Source organism: Puerhibacterium puerhi (genome assembly GCF_009846865.1).
Lineage (GTDB): Bacteria > Actinomycetota > Actinomycetes > Actinomycetales > Cellulomonadaceae > Puerhibacterium > Puerhibacterium puerhi.
The window spans coordinates 81,316-100,611 of sequence record NZ_WUWN01000009.1 but is presented as its reverse complement, the minus strand read 5'-3'; the positions used below and the strand labels follow the sequence as shown (position 1 = coordinate 100,611).

Genomic DNA, 19,296 nt, shown 5'->3' with positions numbered 1-19,296 from the left:
GGTAGTCGCGGGTGGGCCCCTCACCCGACCGCTCGCAGCTCCCGATCCGTGGTGTTCAGCCGCCGGCCGCCGTCCTCGGTCACGGTGACGATGTCCTCGATCCGCACGCCGAGACGCCCCGGGAGGTAGACGCCAGGCTCGACCGAGAAGCACATGCCGGGCACCATCTGCCGCTCCTCGCCCTCGATCATGTACGGCGGCTCGTGGGTCGTCAGCCCGATGCCGTGCCCCGTGCGGTGGATGAACCGCTCGCCGTACCCGGCGTCGGCGATCAGCCGCCGCGCCGCCCGGTCGACCTCCTGGCACGCCGCACCCGGGCGGACGGCCGCCACCCCGGCCTCCTGCGCCGCCCGGACGACGTCGTGCACCTGCCGGACCTCGGCCGACGGCTCGCCGACGCACACCGTGCGGCTGGTGTCGGAGCCGTAGCCGAACATCAGGCCGCCGAAGTCGAGCACCACGCAGTCGCCTGCCTCGATGACCCGGTCGCCCGCCTCGTGGTGCGGGTTGGCGCCGTTCGGGCCCGAGCCGACGACGGTGAAGTCCACCTGCTCGTGCCCGAAGCGGCGCAGGAGGTCGGCCAGGTCCGCGGCGACCTCGGTCTCCTTGCGCCCCTCGAAGCGCACGGTGACGATCTCCTCGTAGGCCGCGTCGGCCGCCCGCGCCGCGGCGGTCAGCCGGGCCAGCTCGTTCGCGTCCTTCACCGCCCGCAGCATCGGCAGCCGCTCGGTGGTCGGGTGGAACCGCGCCCCGGGCACCGCGGCCTGCAGGCCGAGCAGGTGCATCGCCCAGGCGCTGTCGGACACGGCGTAGCGGCCTCCGGGGCGCAGCAGCGCGCTCGCGGCGGCGTAGGGGTCGGCGCCGTCGGCCCAGTCGACGAGGGCGGCCGCCGCTGCCCCTTCTGCCGCCTCGGCGTCGGGGCGCTCGAGGACGGGTACCAGTAGCGTGGGGTCCCGGTCGGCGGCCAGCACGAGCGCGGTGAGGCGCTCGGTGATCGCCGTCGGCCGGTACCCGGTGAGCCACACGAGGTCGGGCCCGGGCGTCACGACCAGCCCGTCGAGCCCGGCGGCCGCGGCATCGTCGAGGGCCCGGCGCATCCGGGTGGCATAGTCCTCGCGCGTGAACGGTGCGGGGAAACCTGAGGTCTGGGACATCGTCGTCTCCTCGTGGCTCGGGCTGCCGGATCGGGCCGCCGCCCCGGGACGTGGCTGAGGTCAGGCCGCCCCGCGCGCGGGGCTCGCCGGCCGCGGCCGGTGCCCCGACCTCGACGTCGGGATCGTGTGCAGGTGGGCCGCCGCGGCGGCGGCGGAGTCCTCGAGGGTCGCGCGCCCCGCCGCCCGTTGGCGCCGGACGGCGACGACGGCGAGCAGGAGGCCCAGCAGGCAGGCCACCGCCATGACCCAGGACGCGGCGCCCAGGCCGGTGGCGAGCGCGTCCGCCGTCGACTCGCCGGCCGCCTCGCGGCCCGCGGTGACCGACGCGTAGATCGTCGCGGCGAGCGCCGTGGCGACCGCGGCGCCCACGTACCGGGCCATGTTGGAGACCCCGGACGCCTCCCCCACCTGCCGCTCGGCCACCGAGGCGGTCGCGGCGGCGGACGCGGGCCCGTTCGTCAGCCCCATGCCGACGGCGATCGCCACCAGCGGCAGCAGGAACGCCGCGTACCGCCAGGGGCCCTGGGCGAATCCGACGATCACGAACCCGGCGGCGGTGAGGGCGAACCCGGCGGCGATGGTCTGCCGCGCGCCGATGCGCCCGGCGATCTGCGGCACGACCGGTGCGATCACCACCAGGCCGACGGTGGCCGGGACGGTGGCGAGCCCCGCCTGCAGCGGGCTGAGGCCGAGCGTGGCGGGGTCCTGGAAGTACAGGCTCAGCAGGTACATCAGGGCGTTGATCGTGCCGGCCCCAATGAGGATGGCGAGCGTGGACCCCACGAGCACGCGGTTGCGCAGCAGGCCCAGGTCGAGCAGCGGGACGCGCACCCGCCGCTCGACGGCCACGAACGCGAACCCCGCGGCCACGGTGATCGCGAGGCAGGCGAGCGTGCCCGGCGAGACCCAGCCCCACTCACCGCTCTTGCTCACCCCGAGGATGAGCGGCATCAGGGTCAGCGCCACCAGCGCGGAGCCGGCGTAGTCGATCGAGCGGGGCCGGTCGGGGTCGCGCGACTCGGCCACCGTGGCGTAGGCGAGCAGGATGCACACCACCGCGACCACGGCGTCGATCCAGAACAGGCCCTGCCACCCGGTGAGCTCCACCAGCACGCCGCCCACCAGCGGCCCGGCCGCGGCGCCGACCGCCGCCGCGGCACCCCACAGCGAGACGGCGCGCAGCCGCGCCGTGTCGTCGGTGATGGCGACGGTGAGCAGGCTCAGGCCGCACGCGAGGATCGTCGAGCCGGCGGCGCCCTGGACGACGCGTCCGGCGATCACCATCGCCCCCGACTGCGCCACGGCGATCAGCACGCAGGAGGCGACGAACAGCAGCAGCCCGAGCTGGAAGACCCGCTTGCGGCCGAACACGTCGCCCAGCGACCCGGAGGTGATGATCACCGCCGCGCCGACCAGCGAGTAGCCGGTCACCGCCCACTGCAGGGTCTCGACCGACGTACCGGTGTCCGCGCTGATCGCCGGGAGCAGGATGCTCACGGCGGAGGTGTTGGCGTTGACCACCAGCGTCGACAGGCAGGTCGCGGCCAGCACCCCCCGCGCCGTCGTGCTCGCGCCGGCGTGCGTGCTCGTGCCGACCATGCGGCCACCTCCCCGCGGGCGAACAGGCCTCGGCCTGCCACCGTAGGGACCGCCGGACCCCGAGGGCTCACCCGGGCGGGGTGAAGCCGGGCGGTCAGGCGCTGATGGTCACCGGGTGCGCGTGCCAGATGCGGTCCAGGTAGTCGCGCATCGAGCGGTCGGAGGAGAAGTAGCCGCTGCGGGCGACGTTGAGCACTGCGGACCGGCTCCACGCGTCCGCGTCCGCGTACGCCGCCTCCACCCGCTCCTGGGCGTCGAGGTAGGACTGGAAGTCCGCCAGCACCATGAAGCGGTCCTCGTGCAGCAGGTTCGAGACGATCGGCTCGAACACGCTGCGGTCCCCGCCGGAGAACTCCCCCGCGGCGACGAGGTCCAGGGTGCGGCGCAGGGTCGCGTTCTGCTCGTAGTACGCCGCCGGCCGGTAGCCGGCCTCCTGGATCGCGCTGGCCTCCGGCTCGGTGAGGCCGAACAGGAAGAAGTTCTCGTCGCCGACGAGCTGGCGGATCTCCACGTTGGCGCCGTCGTCGGTGCCGATCGTCAGCGCGCCGTTGAGGGCGAACTTCATGTTGCCCGTGCCCGACGCCTCCTTGCCGGCGAGCGAGATCTGCTCGGACAGGTCGGCGGCGGGGATCAGGGTCTCGGCGACAGTGATGTTGTAGTTCGCCGGGAAGGCGACCCGCAGCACCTGCGAGACCACCGGGTCGGTGTTGACGCGCGCCGCCACGTGGTTGATCAGCGCGATGATCTCCTTGGCCATCCGGTAGCCGGGCGCCGCCTTGGCGCCGAACACGACGGTGCGCGGGGTGACGCCGGCCGGGTCCAGCTCGCCGGAGCGGATGCGCTCGTAGAGCGTGACCACGTGCAGCAGCTTGAGCACCTGCCGCTTGTACTCGTGCAGGCGCTTGACCATGACGTCGAGCATCGTGCCCGGGTCGATGTCGATCCCGTCCCGCTCGGCGAGGAAGCCCACCAGGCGCGCCTTGTTGGCCGCCTTGACCTCGCGGAAGCGGCGGCGGAACTCGGCGTCGTCGGCCAGCGGCTCCAGCTCGCGCAGGCGGTCCAGGTCGGTGACCCAGCCGTCGCCGATGGCCTCGGTGATCAGCCCCGACAGGCCGGGGTTGGCCAGCCGCACGAACCGGCGCGGCGTGATGCCGTTGGTGACGTTGGTGAACTTGTCCGGGAAGAAGCTCGCGAAGTCCTGCAGCACCTTGTCCCGCAGCAGCTGCGAGTGCAGCTCGGCGACGCCGTTGACCTTGGACGACGCGACGGTGGCGAGGAAGGCCATGCGCACCGCACGCTCGGGGTGCTCGGCCACGATCGACATGCGCCGCACCAGCATCTCGTCGCCGCCCGAGCGCTCGCGGACCTGGGCCAGGAACTCGTCGTTGATGCGGTAGATGATCTCCAGGTGGCGCGGCAGCAGGCGGCCGAGCAGCTCGACCGGCCACACCTCGAGCGCCTCGGGCAGCAGGGTGTGGCAGGTGTAGGCGAAGCACCGCTGCGTCACCTCCCACGCCTCGTCCCAGCCGAAGCCCTTCTCGTCCACGAGCAGGCGCATGAGCTCGGGGATCGCGATGACGGGGTGGGTGTCGTTGAGCTGGAAGACGACGCGCTCGGGCAGGCGGTGCAGGTCGAAGTCCTGGCCGAGGACGTTGTCGACGAAGTCGCGCAGGGAGCAGGCCACGAAGAAGTACTGCTGCTGCAGGCGCAGCTCCTTGCCCTGCGGCGTCGAGTCCTCCGGGTACAGCACCTTGGAGATGTTCTCGGCGTACGTCTGGGCGCGCACCGCCTCGGTGTAGTCGCCGTAGTTGAAGATCCGCAGGTCGAACGCGTGCGTGGCGCGGGCGCTCCACAGCCGCAGCGTGTTGACCCGGCCGTTCTGGTAGCCGGGGACCATGTAGTTGTAGGGCACGCCGAGCACCTGCCAGCCCGGCACCCACCGCGACCGCTCGGTGCCGCCGTCGTCGGTGTACTTCTCGGTGTGGCCGCCGAAGCCGACGGTGACCTCCTGCTCGGGCGCCGCGAACTCCCACGGCGAGCCGTTGTCCAGCCAGTTGTCCGGCTCCTCGACCTGGCGGCCGTCCACGAACGTCTGGCGGAAGATGCCGTACTCGTAGCGGATCCCGTACCCGATGGCCGGCACGTCCATGGTGGCGAGCGAGTCCATGAAGCACGCGGCCAGGCGGCCCAGCCCGCCGTTGCCCAGGCCGGGCTCCACCTCGGCGGCGCGCAGGTCCTCCAGGGAGATCCCCAGGCGCTCGAGGCCCTGCGCGGCGATGTCCTGCAGGTCGGTGGCGATCAGCGCGTTGTCGAGCTGGCGCCCCAGGAGGTACTCCGCCGACAGGTAGGCGACCGCCCGCGCGTCGTCGCTGCGCAGGAAGCTGTCCACCGTGCGGGTCCAGCGCGCCATGAGGTAGTCCCGCACCGTGCGGGCCAGGGCGAGGTACTGGTCGTGGGTCGAGGCACGCTCGAGCGTGGTGCCCTGCGAGTACGTCAGCTCGCGCAGGTACTGCCGGACGAAGCCGTCGACGGAGTGCTCGGGCGTGGCGATGAGCGGGGTCGTCTCGGTCACGTCTCGACACTACAAGGACACGACGGGCCTCGTCAGACGGGTGTCGCGGCACCGAGCAGCAGCATGCCCGGAGGGAACTGGCCGTCGGCCACCTGCTGCACCCGGCGGACCGCCTCGTCGGCGTCGGCCGCCTCGACCCGCAGCTCGAACGTGGCGGGGCCCGGGTCCGGGCGCGCCGCGTCGTCCTGCGCGTCGTCGTCCGGCACGCCGACGAGCTCGGCGGTGAGGCCGGCCGTGCGCAGGGCGTCCTGGAACGACCCGGAGTCGCGGGTCGCGGTGTCGAGGTTCGGGAAGGTCACGGGGACGATGAACGTGTCCATGCCTCCATGCTGCGCACGGCCCCGCGCCTGGCAACCGGGCGTCCCGGTGCGGTCAGGCGACGTCGTCCGCCAGGCCGACCACCGCCACGGCCCGCGACCGGCCCTGCTCGTCCTTGACCACCACGTACTCGGCGTCGACGTGCGGCTCCAGGGCGCTGACCTTGTCGAGCGGCGCGCCGATCACGAGCTGGAAGCCCAGCCCGCGCCAGGCGCGCACGGCCCGGCCCGAGAACTGGGCGTCGGCCTTGATGAGCGCCTCGTCGAGGAACACCGGGGCGTAGCGCGGGCGCCGGGCGCCGGCGTCGCCGAGCTGGTAGCGCAGCGCCGCGCCGACGATGAACGCCACGAGCTCCTGCGACTCGCCGCCGGACTTCTCGCCGATGTGGTCGTAGAGGGCCACGTGGTTGCCGGCGAGGTCGACCTTCTCGGCGCTGATGCGCACGTGCCGGCGCACGTCGACCAGGTCGGTGAAGTCCGGGCTGGTGCGGCGGATGCGGTCGATGACCCGCTCCATGCGGGCGAACCGCGCCTCGCGCTCGGCGTCCGTGGCGTCCGGGCCCAGCGAGCCGCGCACGTCGCGCAGGTCGCGCCGGAACCGGGCGATGACGGCGGACTGCACCGGGCGCGGGTCGATCCGCAGGCGGTGGTCGTCGTCCGCGAACGGCAGGTGGCCGAGGATCTCGTTGACCGGGTCGATGCGCTCGGAGATCTCCCGCAGGGCCCGGCTGATCGCGGCGTCCAGCGCGGTGAGGTCGTCGCCGGACATGCGTGCGAGGTTGCGCGACCACTGCGCCTCGAGCTCGTGCAGCCGCTCGGTCTCCAGCGCGGTGAGCACCCGCTCGAAGTCGGGGTAGGACGCGTCGGGGTCCGTGCCGAGGTTCGGGTCGGGCCACTGGCGGGTGAACGTCTCGAACACCGTGCGCAGCGCGTCGAGGCCCGCCGTGACGGCGGCCGTGGCCTGCTCGCGGTCGAAGACGAGCCGCTGGCCCACCGCGTGCAGCGCGGCGTCGAACGCCGGGAGCGTGAGGTCGCCGGCGGCGTCGCCGCCCGCGCCACGCTCGCCCGCGCCGTGCTCACCCGCGGCGTCGCCGCCCGCCGCGCGGGCGAGCAGGTCGTCGAGGTAGGCCCGGTGCGCGGCGGCCAGCGCGGTGCCGCGCGCCTCGGCGGCGTCGAGCGCCGCCTGCGCGACGTCGACCGCCTCGGTGACCTCCTCCCACCGCGCGTCGAGCGCCGCCTGCGCGTCGCGCGCCCGCACGACCTGGGAGTGCAGCTCGTCGACCGCCCGCGCCTGGACCGCGACGCGGTCGCGCAGCTCGCGCACGTCGGTGTCGCCGTCCTGCAGGTCGGCCAGCACTGCCTCCCACCGCTCCAGCTCGGCCTGGGCCGCTGCCACGTCGACGTGCTCCCAGACCAGCTCGACGACGCGCTCGTGCGCCGCCGTCTGCTCGGCCAGGGCGGCGTCCCGCAGCTCGGCGCCGGCGCGCACCTCCGCCGCCCGGCGCTCCGCCTCGCGGGCGGACTCCAGGCGGGCGTCGAGGTCGGCCAGGCGGCGGGAGTTGGTGAAGCCGAGCACGTTCTCGCGGCCGTGGCCGCCGTGCGCGCCGCGGGCGCCGTCCGAGGTCTGCCCGGTGCGGGTCAGCGCCTTGGCGTGCCGGCCCAGCTCGGCGGGGTCGTCGACGCAGACGTAGTCGTAGGCGGTGGCCAGCCGGCCGGCGAGCCAGCCCGCGAACGGCCCGGGCTTGACGTCGAGCCGGCCCGGCAGCGTGCGCTCGTCGCGCGCGACGTCCTCGGCCAGGTCCACCGGGACGCCCTCGTACCGCAGCCGCACGGCCGACGGCACCTGGTCGATCGCCGCGCGGAAGCCCGCGAGCCGCCGCTCGTCGACGACCAGCCTGAGCGCGAACCCGCCGAGCGCCAGGTTGGCGGCCTCGCGCCAGTGCTCGTGCTCCGGGCGCAGCTCGAGCAGCTCCGCCACGAACGGCAGGTCGTCGACCTCGAGCCCCGCCGCCTGGGCGAGGGCGACGCGGGCGCGGTGGTGACCGTCGGGCACGTTGCCGCGGCGCCGGGCGAAGGACTCGCGCTCGCGCTCCAGCCGCTCGACCTCCTGGCGGGCCTGGCGGGCGGCGTCGCTGGCGGCGTACAGCGCGTCGAGCGAGCGGCGGCGCGCGCCGGCGACGTCGTCGAGCGCCGCGCGGGAGGCGGCGACCTGCCGGTCGAAGTCGGCGCGCGAGCCCACCGTGGCGCCGAGCCGCTCCAGCGCGCCGTCGAGCACGGCGCGGGCGCGGCGCACGTCGGCCACGCGGGCGCGGGCGGCGGCGATCTCGCGCTCCGCCGTGGCGGCGCGCTCGCCGCCGGCGGCCCACAGGGCCTGGCGCAGCCCGTCGAGCGCGGCGGCCTGCCCCTCGTGCGCGGCCTGGCGCGACGCGACGTCGGCCTTGGCGTCGCGCGCCCGGCGGCGCACGTCCGCCTCGGCCGCGCGCAGCAGGCCGAGGCGACGCTCGTGCCGCCACAGGCTCGCCGGCGACGCGGCGTCGTCGAACGTGCCGACCTCGCCGATGACGGCGAGCCGCTCGCGCGCGGCGTCGACGGCGGCGCGGTGCCGGCGGATCGGCGCCAGCACGCGGACCTGGTCCTTGGCCACGAGCATGCGGGTGCGCGTGCCGGCCAGGTCGTCGAAGTGCGCGACGGCCGCGTCGGCGACGGCGAGCGTCTCGGGCTCCTCGAGGACCATCGACTTGTACAGCGCGTCGACGGTGGTGATCTGCTGGCCGGCCTGGATGCGCCCGAGCAGCGCGACGGCCTTCGCCCCGCCGCCGGCCGCGCCGATGCCGAGGGTGGCGTGCAGGCGCGCGGTGAAGTCGCGGTCGGTGTCGTGCAGCGTCAGGCCGAGCTCGGCCAGCGCGCCGCGGGCGAGCCGGCGCGCCGCGACGGGCTCGAGGTCGCGGGCGTCGAACGCGCCGTCCACGGAGGCGCGCACGGCCACGAGGTCCTCGGTGCGCGTGGCGTCGGCGGGCACGTACCAGGCGCGCAGCGCGGTGAACAGGCTGCCGGCCTGGTCGGCCCAGGTCATCGCGATGGCCGACCACGTGTCGGTGCCGTCGCCGCGCAGCACCGTCTCGCGGGTGCCCTCGGCGGTGCGCGACTCGTCGATCTTGCCGCGCGAGTAGGAGATGACGTTGCGCTGGTCCTTGCCGCGCGGGCGCCCGACGACGCCGCCGTTGGAGGCGCCGTTGAACGGCGTCGTGTGCGGCATGAGCAGGGCGATGTAGGCGTCCAGCAGCGTGGACTTGCCCGACCCGGAGGCGCCGGACAGCAGCGTGGCCGTCGCGGCGAACCGCACCTGGTGCCAGCCGGAGTAGCCGCCCCAGTTGACCAGCTGCAGGTCGCGGGCCACCCACTGCTGGCCCGTGGAGGCGGCGGGGATCAGCCCGAAGAGGCTGTCGGCCATGAGCGTCACAGGTCGCCCTCCTCGTCGGTCACGATGTCGGTGTCGGCGTCGGCGTCGACGTCGGCGTCGGCGTCGGTGTCGACGTCGATGTCGGCGTCGACGTCGGTGTCGGTGTCGGCGTCGGCGTCGGCGTCGGGGTCGGGGTCGGCCTCCTCGCCGGCCGGGCGAGCGGCGTCCTCGCGCAGCCACCGCGCCAGCTCGGCCAGGCGCTCCACCGACAGGATCACCTCGACGACCGGCAGGACCCGGTAGCGGCCCGGGGTCTCCTCGGCGAGCACCCGCTCGCGCACCAGGCGCGCCACGGCGCCCTGGATCTCCCGCTGCCGCGCGGCGACGTTCGTCTCCCCCGGCGGCAGGAAGCTCAGCACGGTCTGCTCGAGCTCCTCGGCGTCGACGCGCACCTGCTGCTCGCCGGCGCCGCGCTCGCGCTGGAACACCGCCCGCAGGTGCACCAGCAGCACGGTCTCCAGCCGCGTGTACGGCTCGTCGCGCAGCAGCACCGGCACGTCGACCTCGGCCTCGCGGACCTGGCGCTTGTACGCCAGCCCGCGGTCGTGGTCGACCACCAGGTGCACGAACAGGTCGTGCAGCCGCGACTCGACGGTCGCCTGGTGCACCAGCAGGGTGCGCCACAGCCGCGGCTGGTCGGCCGCCGACAGGTAGCGCTGCCGCAGCAGCCGGGCCAGCACCTGGCGCACGGGCGCCTCCAGCGTGCCCGTGTCGCCCGGGAACAGGGCCGGCAGGTCCTCCTCCGCGGGCAGCGGCGCGATGAACGCCTCGTCGCCCGGCTCGGTCTCCTCCGGCCGCGCCTCCTGCGTCTCCACCGTCACGCCCGCTCCCCCGTCCAGTCCTGGTCCTGCCCGTCCCGCGCGCCGTCCTGCCCGCCGCCCTGCCCGCCGCCCTGCGCCCCGCCGTCCTGCGCGCCGCCGGCCCGGACGCCGGCGCGCGCGAACGCGAACCGCCGCCGCGTCCCGTCCGGCCGCACGGCCGTCACCACGGACACGGGCGCCGCGTCCGCCGCGCCGGCTCCCGCCCCGCCGCCGGCGGCCGGCGCGGACCGCGCCGCCAGCTCGAGCAGGCCCACGAGGTCCACCGGCCGGCGCAGGGAGTCCGGCGCGCTCTCGAACGCCTCGGCCACGTCGACGGCCGCGCCGGCGTCCTCGCCGTCCTCGACGGCGCGCCCGGCGGCGAGCCGGCGCAGGTGCGCCTCGAGGTCGGCGTACTGCGGGCCGCCCCAGGCGCGCGCGTCCTCGAGCGACACCTCGAGGTCCTCGTCCCAGCCCGTCGACCCGGTCAGCGGCGCCGGCGGCTCGTCCGGCCGCAGGTCGTGCAGCGTGCGGCGCAGTCGCCCGAGCTCGGCGCGCGGCAGCCGCCGCAGCGCGTCCACGCCCTGGCCGCGCCGCGTGCCCGGCACCCAGTCGGCGAGCGCTGCGACGACGTCGCGCAGCAGGTCGTCGACCTGCCGGTCGCGCAGCGGGTCGTGGTGGCGCACCTGCGTCGTGATGACGTGCGACGCCCGGCGCTGCGCGGTGAGCACGTCGTCGAGACCCTGCTCGATCTGCCGGGTGATGCCCCGCAGCTCCGCCCGCTGCTGGGGGTCCAGCCCGGCGGCGAACGGGTGGCGCAGGACCACGTCCAGCTGCCCGGCCAGCGCGTCCAGGCGCGCGGCGTCACCGAGCAGGCGCACCGCGCCGGCGAACGCCCGGCCCTCCGCCGTCGACTCCAGCAGGTGCTCGGCCTGCTCGAGGTACTCGGCGAGCACCTCGCCCGTCGGCCGGTCGTCCTGGCGCAGGGCCGTGACCACGCGCCGCTGCAGCGCCTTGATGCTCTCCGCCACGCGCGCGAAGTCGGCGGGCAGCTCGCGCACGAGGAACAGGACGTTCTCCGCCTCCTCGAGCAGCTGCTCGGGGTCGGGCGTCTCCACCTGCCCGCCGACCTCGAGCCGCTCGAGCTCCGCGCTCGCGCGGGCGACGTCGGCGCGCAGCCGCGCCTTGCGCGCCTCCACGTCCGGGTCCACGTCCTGCGCCAGCCGCTCGACGGCGTCGAGCAGCGTGCGCACGCGCGAGCGGGTGACGCGCGTGCGCGGCCCCCCGGCGCGGGCGGCGACGTCGAGCGCGTCGACGGCGTGCGCCGTCAGGCGGTACTCCTCGTCGCCGCCCTCGGGCACCTGCCGCACGAGCCAGCTCTCGGCGACCCACTGGCGGCACAGGTCGCGGGCGCTGCCCTCGGGCAGGTCCGCGTGCCCGGCCGCCCGCAGCGCGCGCAGCGCCTCGTCCAGCTCGGTGTGCGCGTCGGCCACCGGCACGGCGGCGCGCTCGGGCGTGAACAGGGCGCCGAGCAGCGCCACGACCAGCGGGGCGTGCCGCTTGTGCAGCAGCGCCAGCATCGGGCCCGCGAACGCGCGGCGGGCGCGCTCGTAGGCCCCCTCGACGGGGGACGTCACGGCCGGGGCGTCAGACGACGACGTTGATGAGCTTGGGCGCGCGCACGATCACCTTGCGGATCTCGCGCCCGTCGATCGCCTTGACCACGTTCGGGTCGGCCAGCGCCGCCGCCTCGAGGTCCGCGTCGCTGATCGACGGCGGCACCTCGACGCGCCCGCGCACCTTGCCCTGGACCTGCACCACGCAGGTGACGGTCTCCTCGACCAGGTACTGCGGGTCGGCCACCGGGAACGGCTCGTGGGCGAGCGACTCGGCGTGCCCGAGCCGCTCCCACAGCTCCTCGGCCACGTGCGGGGCTATCGGGGCGGTCATGAGCACCAGCGGCTCGATCGCCTCGCGCGGCACCTCGTCCAGCGACGTCAGGTGGTTGTTCAGCGTGATCAGCTTGGCGATCGCCGTGTTGGGGCGCATGCCCTCCATCTCGGCGGTCACGTCGGCGATGGTGCGGTGCAGCGCGCGGCGCGTGGCCTCGGACGCCGGCGCGTCGGTCACGGTGACCTCGCCCGTCTCCTCGTCCACGACGTTGCGCCACAGGCGCTGCAGGAACCGCTGCGAGCCGACGACGGCGCGGGTCTCCCACGGGCGCGACAGGTCCAGCGGGCCCATCGACATCTCGTAGACGCGGAAGGTGTCGGCGCCGTACTGGGCGTACATCTCGTCCGGCGTCACGACGTTCTTCAGGGACTTGCCCATCTTCCCGTACTCGCGCTGGACGGGCTCGCCGTGCCAGGTGAAGCCGGTCTGCTCGTCGCCCTCGACCTCGGCCGCGGGCACGTACGCACCGCGGGCGTCGGTGAACGCGTAGGCCTGGATGTAGCCCTGGTTGAAGAGCTTGCCGAACGGCTCCAGCGCGGTCACGTAGCCCAGGTCGTACAGCACCTTGTGCCAGAACCGGGCGTACAGCAGGTGCAGCACCGCGTGCTCCACGCCGCCGACGTACAGGTCGACACCGCCGGCCGGGCCCGAGGTCGGGTTGTGCTTCGGCCCCAGCCAGTACTGCTCCAGCTCGGGGTCGACGACGGCGCCGTCGTTGCTGCCGTCCGTCGGGTCCAGGTAGCGCAGGTAGTACCAGCACGACCCGGCCCAGTTGGGCATGGTGTTGGTGTCGCGGCGGTAGGTCTTCGGCCCGTCGCCCAGGTCGAGCGTGACGTTGACCCAGTCGTCGTTGCGGCCCAGCGGCGCCTCCGGCTCGGAGTCCACGTCGTCCGGGTCGAACGTGCGCGGGGCGTAGTCCGGCACGTCCGGCAGGTCCACCGGCAGCATGCTCGCCGGCAGCGCCACCGGGCGGTCGTCGGAGTCCCACACGACCGGGAACGGCTCGCCCCAGTAGCGCTGGCGGCTGAACAGCCAGTCGCGCAGGCGGTACGTGGTGGTGCCCGCGCCGATGCCGGTCTCCTCCAGCCAGGCGATGGTGGCGGCCTTGGCGCCGGCGACGTCCCGGCCGTTGAGGTCGAGCGGGGCGTCCTGGCCCGCCGCGGGGCTGTTAACCACGACGCCGTCGCCGGTCCAGGCGCCCTCGTGCCCCTCGGGCAGCCCGTCGGCGGGCAGCACGGTGTGGATCACCGGCAGGTCGTAGGCCTCGGCGAACGCGAAGTCGCGGGCGTCGCCGCCGGGCACGGCCATGATGGCGCCGGTGCCGTAGCCCATGAGCACGTAGTCGGCGGTGAACACCGGGATCGAGGTGCCGGTCAGCGGGTTGACCGCCAGGTGGCCGGAGAAGACGCCGGTCTTCTTGCCGGCGTCGGCCTGCCGCTCGACGGCGGTCTTCGCGGCGGCCTCCCGGCGGTAGGCCGCGACGGCCTCGGCCGGGCTCGCGTACCCGCCGGTCCACGCCTCGCGCGTGCCCTCGGGCCAGGCGGCCGGCACCTCGTCGAGCAGCGGGTGCTCCGGGGCCACCACCATGAACGTGGCGCCGAACAGCGTGTCGGGGCGCGTGGTGAAGACCTCGAGGGTCTGCGCCGCGCCGGCCGCCTCGTGGTCGGCGGTGCCCACCACGTCGAAGCGCACCTGCGCGCCGGTGGAGCGGCCGATCCAGTTGCGCTGCATCGACTTGACCTTCTCGGGCCAGTCGATCAGCGCCAGGTCGTCGGTGAGCCGGTCGGCGTACGCGGTGATGCGCATCTTCCACTGGCGCAGCGACTTGGTGAACACCGGGAAGTTGCCGCGCTCGGAGCGGCCGTCGGCGGTGACCTCCTCGTTGGCCAGCACGGTGCCCAGGCCGGGGGCCCAGTTCACCGGGGACTCGTCGACGTAGGCCAGGCGCTGGGCGTCCAGCACGTCGCGCTGCTCGCGCTCGCTCAGCGATCGCCACACGGCGCCGCCGGCATTGTCGCCGTCGTGCCCGGGCACCGGCCGCGTGCCGGCGGCCAGCTCCTCGCGCAGCTCCGCGATGCGGCGCGCGCGGCCCCGACCGCCGTCGGGCCGCACGGCCTCGGCGTCGTACCAGGAGTCGAAGATCTGCAGGAAGATCCACTGCGTCCAGCGCACGTACTCGGGGTCGATCGTGGCGAACGTGCGGCGCGGGTCGTGCGCCAGGCCCATGCGGCGCAGCTGGCGGCGCATCGTGGCGATGTTCTGCTCGGTCGTCACGCGCGGGTGCTGGCCGGTCTGCACGGCGTACTGCTCGGCGGGCAGGCCGAACGCGTCGTAGCCCAGCGCGTGCAGCACGTTGTCGCCGCGCATGCGACGGAAGCGCCCGACGACGTCGGTGGCGATGTAGCCCAGCGGGTGGCCCACGTGCAGCCCGGCCCCCGAGGGGTACGGGAACATGTCCATGATGAAGAACGGGTCACCCTGCGGGCGGTCGCCGCCGGGGCCCGAGAGCTCGCCCGAGGGGTTGGCGGCGTGGAACGTGCCGCGCTCCTCCCAGCGGTCCTGCCAGCGCTGCTCGATCTGCTGCGCGAGGGCCGGGGTGTACCGGAACGGGGGCTCCTTCGGAGCCTCGGTCGCTGCGGGGGCGTCAGGCGTGCTCACCCGGACGATCTTAGTGCCGCCGCGGGGCGCTCCTTCCCCGCATTTCCCGCCCGCCCGCCCGGCGGCGGGGCGGCGGGGCGGCGGGGCGTCAGCCCAGGAAGGACGCGACGAGCTGGCGGCCCATGGTCAGCGCGACCCACAGCACGGCGACCACGTAGCCGAGGCCGAGCACCAGGCCGCGGTTGCCGACGGCGAAGCGGCGCAGGCCGTCCGGCGCGGGCAGCGCGCGGGTCTGCAGGGCGTGCACCACCTGCAGCCACAGCAGCGGCCACATGCACGTCCACACCACCGCGCAGTACAGGCAGATCGAGCGCAGCTCGTGCAGGATCGTGAACATCAGGAAGAAGATCAGCGCCTGGCCCAGGACGGTGCCGCCCAGCAGCGACAGCCGGTACCACCGCGGGGGCCGGTAGCCCGTCAGCCACAGCACGCCGGTGGTGATGACCACGGGGAACGCGACGAGGCCGATGTAGGGGTTGGGGAACCCGAGCAGCCGGCCCTGCCAGGAGTTCATGGCCGGGCCGCAGTCGACCAGCGGGTTGAGCGTGCAGCTCAGCGCGTGCATCGGGTCGACCAGCGTGAGGTACCGCTCGATCGCCAGCTCGCCCGAGGCGAGGAACGCGACCGCGCCGAGGACGACCAGGACGATCGCCAGCGTGCGGTCCCGCAGCGGGCGCACGCCCTCCAGGGCGGCGTCACCGGCGTCCCCGGCCGGGAGGTCGACGTCCGAGGCGGCGGTCGCGGCGCCGGTGGCGGCGCCGACGGGGGTCCGGGTCACGGGGGCAAGGTACCGCACGAACCTGTCACCTCCCGGGGAGCCGCGGGGCGCACGGCCCGCCCGGCCCACCCCGGGCTCGTGCGACCGAGCTACCGCCGCCGGCTGCGGCCGACGGCTAGGGAAGCGGGACGAAACCTCGCGAGTTTCGTCCCACTTCCCTGGCCGTCGGCGCCGGTGGGGCGGCCGGTGGGGCGGCCGGCCCGCGCGTCACCCGTCGGACTCGGGCCGGTGCACGACCTTCTGGCGGCCGAAGGCCAGCAGCAGCGCGAGGCCGAGCGCGGTGAGCGCCGCCCCGGTCCAGGCGGGGGCGAGGTAGCCCCAGCCGGCCGCGATGACCAGGCCGCCGAAGAAGGCACCGGCGGCGTTGCCCGTGTTGAGGGCGGAGTGGCACAGGGCCGCGCCGAGCGACTGGGCGCGCGGCGAGAGGTCCATCAGGCGCGTCTGCAGCGCCAGGCCGAGCACCTGCGAGGTGACGCCGAGCAGGAACAGCGCGGCGATCGCCGGCGCCGGGGCGCCGCCGACGAGGGCGAACAGCACCAGCGAGACGCCGGTCGCGACGAACCCGCCGACGACGGTGCCGAGCACGTCGCGGTCCGCCAGCCGGCCGCCCAGCAGCGTGCCCACGGTCATCCCGACGCCGAACACCGCGAGCACCCACGGCACGTGCCCCTCGGCGATGCCGGAGACCTTGGTGACGGTCGGCGCCACGTAGGAGTAGACGGCGAAGAGGCCGCCGAAGCCGATCGACCCGGCGGCGAAGCCGATCCACAGCGGGCCGTTGCGCAGCGCCTGCACCTCGCGGCGCGCCGAGGAGTCCACCGGCCCGTCGTGCGGCACGAACGCGAGCAGGCCCGCGAGCGTCGCGGCGCCGAGCACGCCGATGAGCAGGAAGGCGGCGCGCCAGCCGAGCACCTGGCCGACCCACGTCGACAGGGGCACCCCGACGACGTTCGCGATGGTCAGGCCGGTCATCATCATCGAGACGGCATGGCCGCGGCGCCCCGGGCCGGCCACGGCCGCCCCGACGGCCGCGCCGACGCCGAAGAAGGCGCCGTGCGGCAGGCCGGCGAGGAACCGGCCCGCCACGAGCAGCTCGATGCTCGGGGCCGCCGCCGAGAGCAGGTTGGCCGCCGTGTAGACCCCCATGAGCAGCAGCAGGAGCCGCTGGCGGGACATGCGGGCCGCGGCCACGGTGAGCAGCGGCGCCCCCACGACGACGCCGAGGGCGTAGGCGGTGATGGCGTGGCCGACGACGGGGTCGCTCGCCCCGAGGTCGGCGCCGATCTGCGGCAGCAGGCCCATCGTGGCGAACTCGGTGGTGCCGATCGTGAAGCCGCCGACGGCCAGGGCGAACAGCGCGGCGCCGACGCGCGGCGACCCCTTGCGGGCCGGCGCGGGGGCGGGTGCGGCCGTGGTCGTGGGTGCGGTCACTGGGTCTCCTCCGGGGGGACGAGGGCGTCGTATCGTTTCGACCGCGCGCCCCAGCCCGGCACGCACGGCCTCGTGGGGATGCCAGAAGGCTACGCCGGGACCACCCAGATGCGCGACGCCGCGAGGGCGTCGAGCTCCGTGGCGCGCGCCACGCCGTCGGCGTGCCAGGCCAGCGCCACGGTGCCGGCGCGCTCGCGCCGGCCGGTGACCGTCACGCGCACGTCGAGCTCGATGCCGAGCCCGGCGAGCCGCCGCAGCGCCCCGGGGTCGGCGTCGGAGATGCGCGCGACCACCCCGCCCGCGCCGTCGGCCAGCGCACCGAGCGGCACGGCGTCGGGGCGCAGCACCCGCCCGTCGGCGGTGGGGATCGGGTCCCCGTGCGGGTCGCGCACCGGGCGGCCCAGCTGCGCGTCGAGCCGCTCGACGAGGAGGTCGGAGACCGCGTGCTCGAGCCTCTCGGCCTCGTCGTGCACCTCGTCCCAGGTGTAGCCGAGCTGGCGCACCAGCCACGTCTCGATGAGGCGGTGGCGGCGCACCATGACCAGGGCGTACGCCCGGCCGAGCTCGGTCAGGCCCACCCCGCGGTACGGCTCGTGCTCGAGCAGCCCCTGGTCGGCCAGGCGCCGCACCGTCTCCGAGACCGTCGAGGGACCGACGCCGAGCCGGTCGGCGAGCTGACCCGTCGTGACGCGGTCGTCGGACCACTCCAGGGCCGACCACACGGCCTTGAGGTAGTCCTGCGCGACCGGCGTCAGCGTGTCGGGGTCCGGCCGCTCGGGCGTGCTCGGGTCGGTGCTGAGCTCGGGTGCCACGGCCCCGAGCCTACGGCGACGCGGTGCCGGACGGCGCCGCCCCCGAGGGAGCGGCCCCGACGGCGTCCGGCACGGGCACGATGCCCGAGGCGGGCGGCGCCACCGGCGGCGGCACGTCCTGCCAGGCGCCCACCGACGCGGTGGCGTCCGGCCGCACCTCGACGAGCTTCCAGCGCGTGAACCGGTCCTGCGCCGGGTCGAACTCGAGCAGCGTCATCTCCGCGGTGCCGTGCAGCGGCCCCACGGTGGGCTGGTTCGGGGCGGCGCCCGCGGTGGAGCCGTTGACGTACCGCACCCCGAGACCGAACGCCGTCGGGTCGTAGCGCGTGTGGGTGTGCCCGGAGACCTGGAACGGCACGCAGCCGGAGTGCATCGCCGCGTCCCCGACCGACGGGGTGTGGATCAGCAGCAGGTCGACGTCGCCGGCGTCGCACGCCACGTCCCGCAGCCGGCGCCCCTCGTCGACCGCGGACTCGACCGACGACGTCCCGCCGCCCACGCGCGTCTCGTTCGGGTCGCGGTCGCCGAGGATGCGCACGCCGGCCACCTCCACGACCGCGCCGTCGAGCACGGTCTGCCCGCTCGCCCGCTCCGCCTGGGACACGACCTGCGAGTCGTGGTTGCCGTCGGAGACGACCATCGGCACGCCGGACGGGCGGGCGGACGCGAACGCGTCGACGCAGACCTTCTCCACGGCGGTGCCGTTCATCGTCGTGTCGCCCGCGTTGAGCAGCACGTCGATGCCCGCCCGCGTGGCGACCTCCCGGACCAGGGGCGCCATGCTCGTGTTGCAGTGCAGGTCGGAGATCACCAGCAGGCGCACCGGCTCCTCGTCCGGCGCCGGCGCCGACGGCGAGGGCGAGGGCGGGACGGGGCTCGGGCCCGCCCCGGCGCCCGCCGGCGGGGCCCCGAGCGCCTCCAGGGCCCCGGAGCCGGCGGCGAGGGCGTCGCGGAGGGCCTGCTGCGTCTCGTCCGCCTGGCGCTCCTGCCACGCCGCGACGAGCGAGGTGCGGGCGTCGTCGTAGAACTTCTCGTTCTGCCGGTACAGGCCCACCAGCTCGGCGCCGTAGGTGTCGATGACGCCCGCGAGCCGCCCGGTGATGCGCGCGCCCTCGAGCGCCGTGCCCCGGAACACCGGCGACGTGGGCACCCCGCGCTCCCCCGGCTCGACGTCGTCGGCGCTCAGGCCGCCGGCCACGAGCGCGACCACGACGACGCCCACGGTGACCTCGGCGGTGCGCGGGGCGAGCCAGGCCGACAGCTCGCGCCGGCGCGCCCGCCCGAGCAGCGCGCGAAGCCCGAGGCCGGCCACCACGACGACGGCCATGGCCACGAGCGTGCGTCGCACGGCGTCGACGACGAGCGCCCGCACCACCGAGGCGACGGTCGTGGCGGGGTCGCCGAAGAACTGCAGGTAGCTCTGCAGGTCCCGCTGCAGCCCGTCGAGCGTCGTGGCCCGGTCGATCTCCGTGAGGTCGGCGGGGATCTCCGAGACGGTGACGTCCACACCCAGCGGCCCCGCCGGCGAGTCGATCTGCAGCGTCCCGAGGGGGCCGAGGTCGACGGTCACCTCGCCGCCGAGCGAGATCTCGTACCGCGCGGTGTGCGGGCCGAGGGACAGGTCGGCGGTCGCCGTGGTGATCCCGAACAGCAGGCAGGCCAGGAAGGCACCGACGGTGGCCACGGTCCAGCGCAGCGGACGGGGCGGGGTGCGGCGGGGCGGGCGGGTCATCGCGACCACCCTGGACGATCCGGTCGGCCGACG

12 protein-coding genes are annotated in these 19,296 nt (G+C 75.3%); all 12 read right to left on the bottom strand.

Translation table 11 applies throughout. From position 1 onward, the window contains the following. Window positions 1-20: 20 nt before the first annotated feature. A complete protein-coding gene (locus GSF02_RS07465) occupies window positions 21-1,154 on the bottom strand; it encodes an aminopeptidase P family protein (RefSeq protein WP_159794312.1) in 1,134 nt (377 codons plus the stop codon). A gap of 60 nt (window positions 1,155-1,214) precedes the next feature. Continuing rightward, window positions 1,215-2,753 (bottom strand): MFS transporter, encoded by a 1,539-nt coding sequence (locus GSF02_RS07460; RefSeq protein ID WP_159794310.1) that lies wholly within the window; start codon window positions 2,751-2,753, stop codon window positions 1,215-1,217. 94 nt (window positions 2,754-2,847) lie between these two features. Then, on the bottom strand, window positions 2,848-5,325 hold the full coding sequence (locus GSF02_RS07455; RefSeq protein WP_159794308.1) for a glycogen/starch/alpha-glucan phosphorylase: 2,478 nt from the start codon (window positions 5,323-5,325) through the stop codon (window positions 2,848-2,850). 32 nt (window positions 5,326-5,357) lie between these two features. Then, on the bottom strand, window positions 5,358-5,645 hold the full coding sequence (locus GSF02_RS07450) for a hypothetical protein (RefSeq protein WP_159794306.1): 288 nt from the start codon (window positions 5,643-5,645) through the stop codon (window positions 5,358-5,360). A gap of 52 nt (window positions 5,646-5,697) precedes the next feature. Next, window positions 5,698-9,093 (bottom strand): ATP-binding protein, encoded by a 3,396-nt coding sequence (locus GSF02_RS07445; RefSeq protein WP_159794356.1) that lies wholly within the window; start codon window positions 9,091-9,093, stop codon window positions 5,698-5,700. Window positions 9,094-9,098: 5 nt separating this feature from the next. Continuing rightward, window positions 9,099-9,923: a DUF4194 domain-containing protein gene (locus GSF02_RS07440; RefSeq protein WP_328799004.1), complete on the bottom strand. Its 825-nt coding sequence runs from the start codon at window positions 9,921-9,923 to the stop codon at window positions 9,099-9,101. Then, window positions 9,920-11,536 (bottom strand): DUF3375 domain-containing protein, encoded by a 1,617-nt coding sequence (locus tag GSF02_RS07435; protein ID WP_159794304.1) that lies wholly within the window; start codon window positions 11,534-11,536, stop codon window positions 9,920-9,922. Before GSF02_RS07435 ends, GSF02_RS07440 begins: the two co-directional genes overlap by 4 nt. 10 nt (window positions 11,537-11,546) lie before the next feature. Beyond that, a complete protein-coding gene (leuS, locus tag GSF02_RS07430; protein ID WP_159794302.1) occupies window positions 11,547-14,510 on the bottom strand; it encodes a leucine--tRNA ligase in 2,964 nt (987 codons plus the stop codon). An 88-nt stretch (window positions 14,511-14,598) separates the two neighbouring features. Continuing rightward, the gene (locus GSF02_RS07425; RefSeq protein ID WP_159794300.1) at window positions 14,599-15,288 is read right to left on the bottom strand and encodes a vitamin K epoxide reductase family protein; all 690 of its coding nucleotides are present in this window, start codon (window positions 15,286-15,288) and stop codon (window positions 14,599-14,601) included. 207 nt (window positions 15,289-15,495) lie between these two features. Next, window positions 15,496-16,719, bottom strand: coding sequence for an MFS transporter (locus GSF02_RS07420; protein ID WP_159794298.1), 1,224 nt, complete (start codon window positions 16,717-16,719; stop codon window positions 15,496-15,498). A gap of 89 nt (window positions 16,720-16,808) precedes the next feature. Further along, window positions 16,809-17,531: a metal-dependent transcriptional regulator gene (locus GSF02_RS07415; RefSeq protein ID WP_159794296.1), complete on the bottom strand. Its 723-nt coding sequence runs from the start codon at window positions 17,529-17,531 to the stop codon at window positions 16,809-16,811. A gap of 10 nt (window positions 17,532-17,541) precedes the next feature. Beyond that, window positions 17,542-19,263 carry a metallophosphoesterase family protein gene (locus GSF02_RS19005; RefSeq protein ID WP_159794294.1) on the bottom strand — a complete coding sequence of 574 codons (1,722 nt, stop codon included), beginning with the start codon at window positions 19,261-19,263 and terminating at the stop codon, window positions 17,542-17,544. Window positions 19,264-19,296 lie beyond the last annotated feature (33 nt).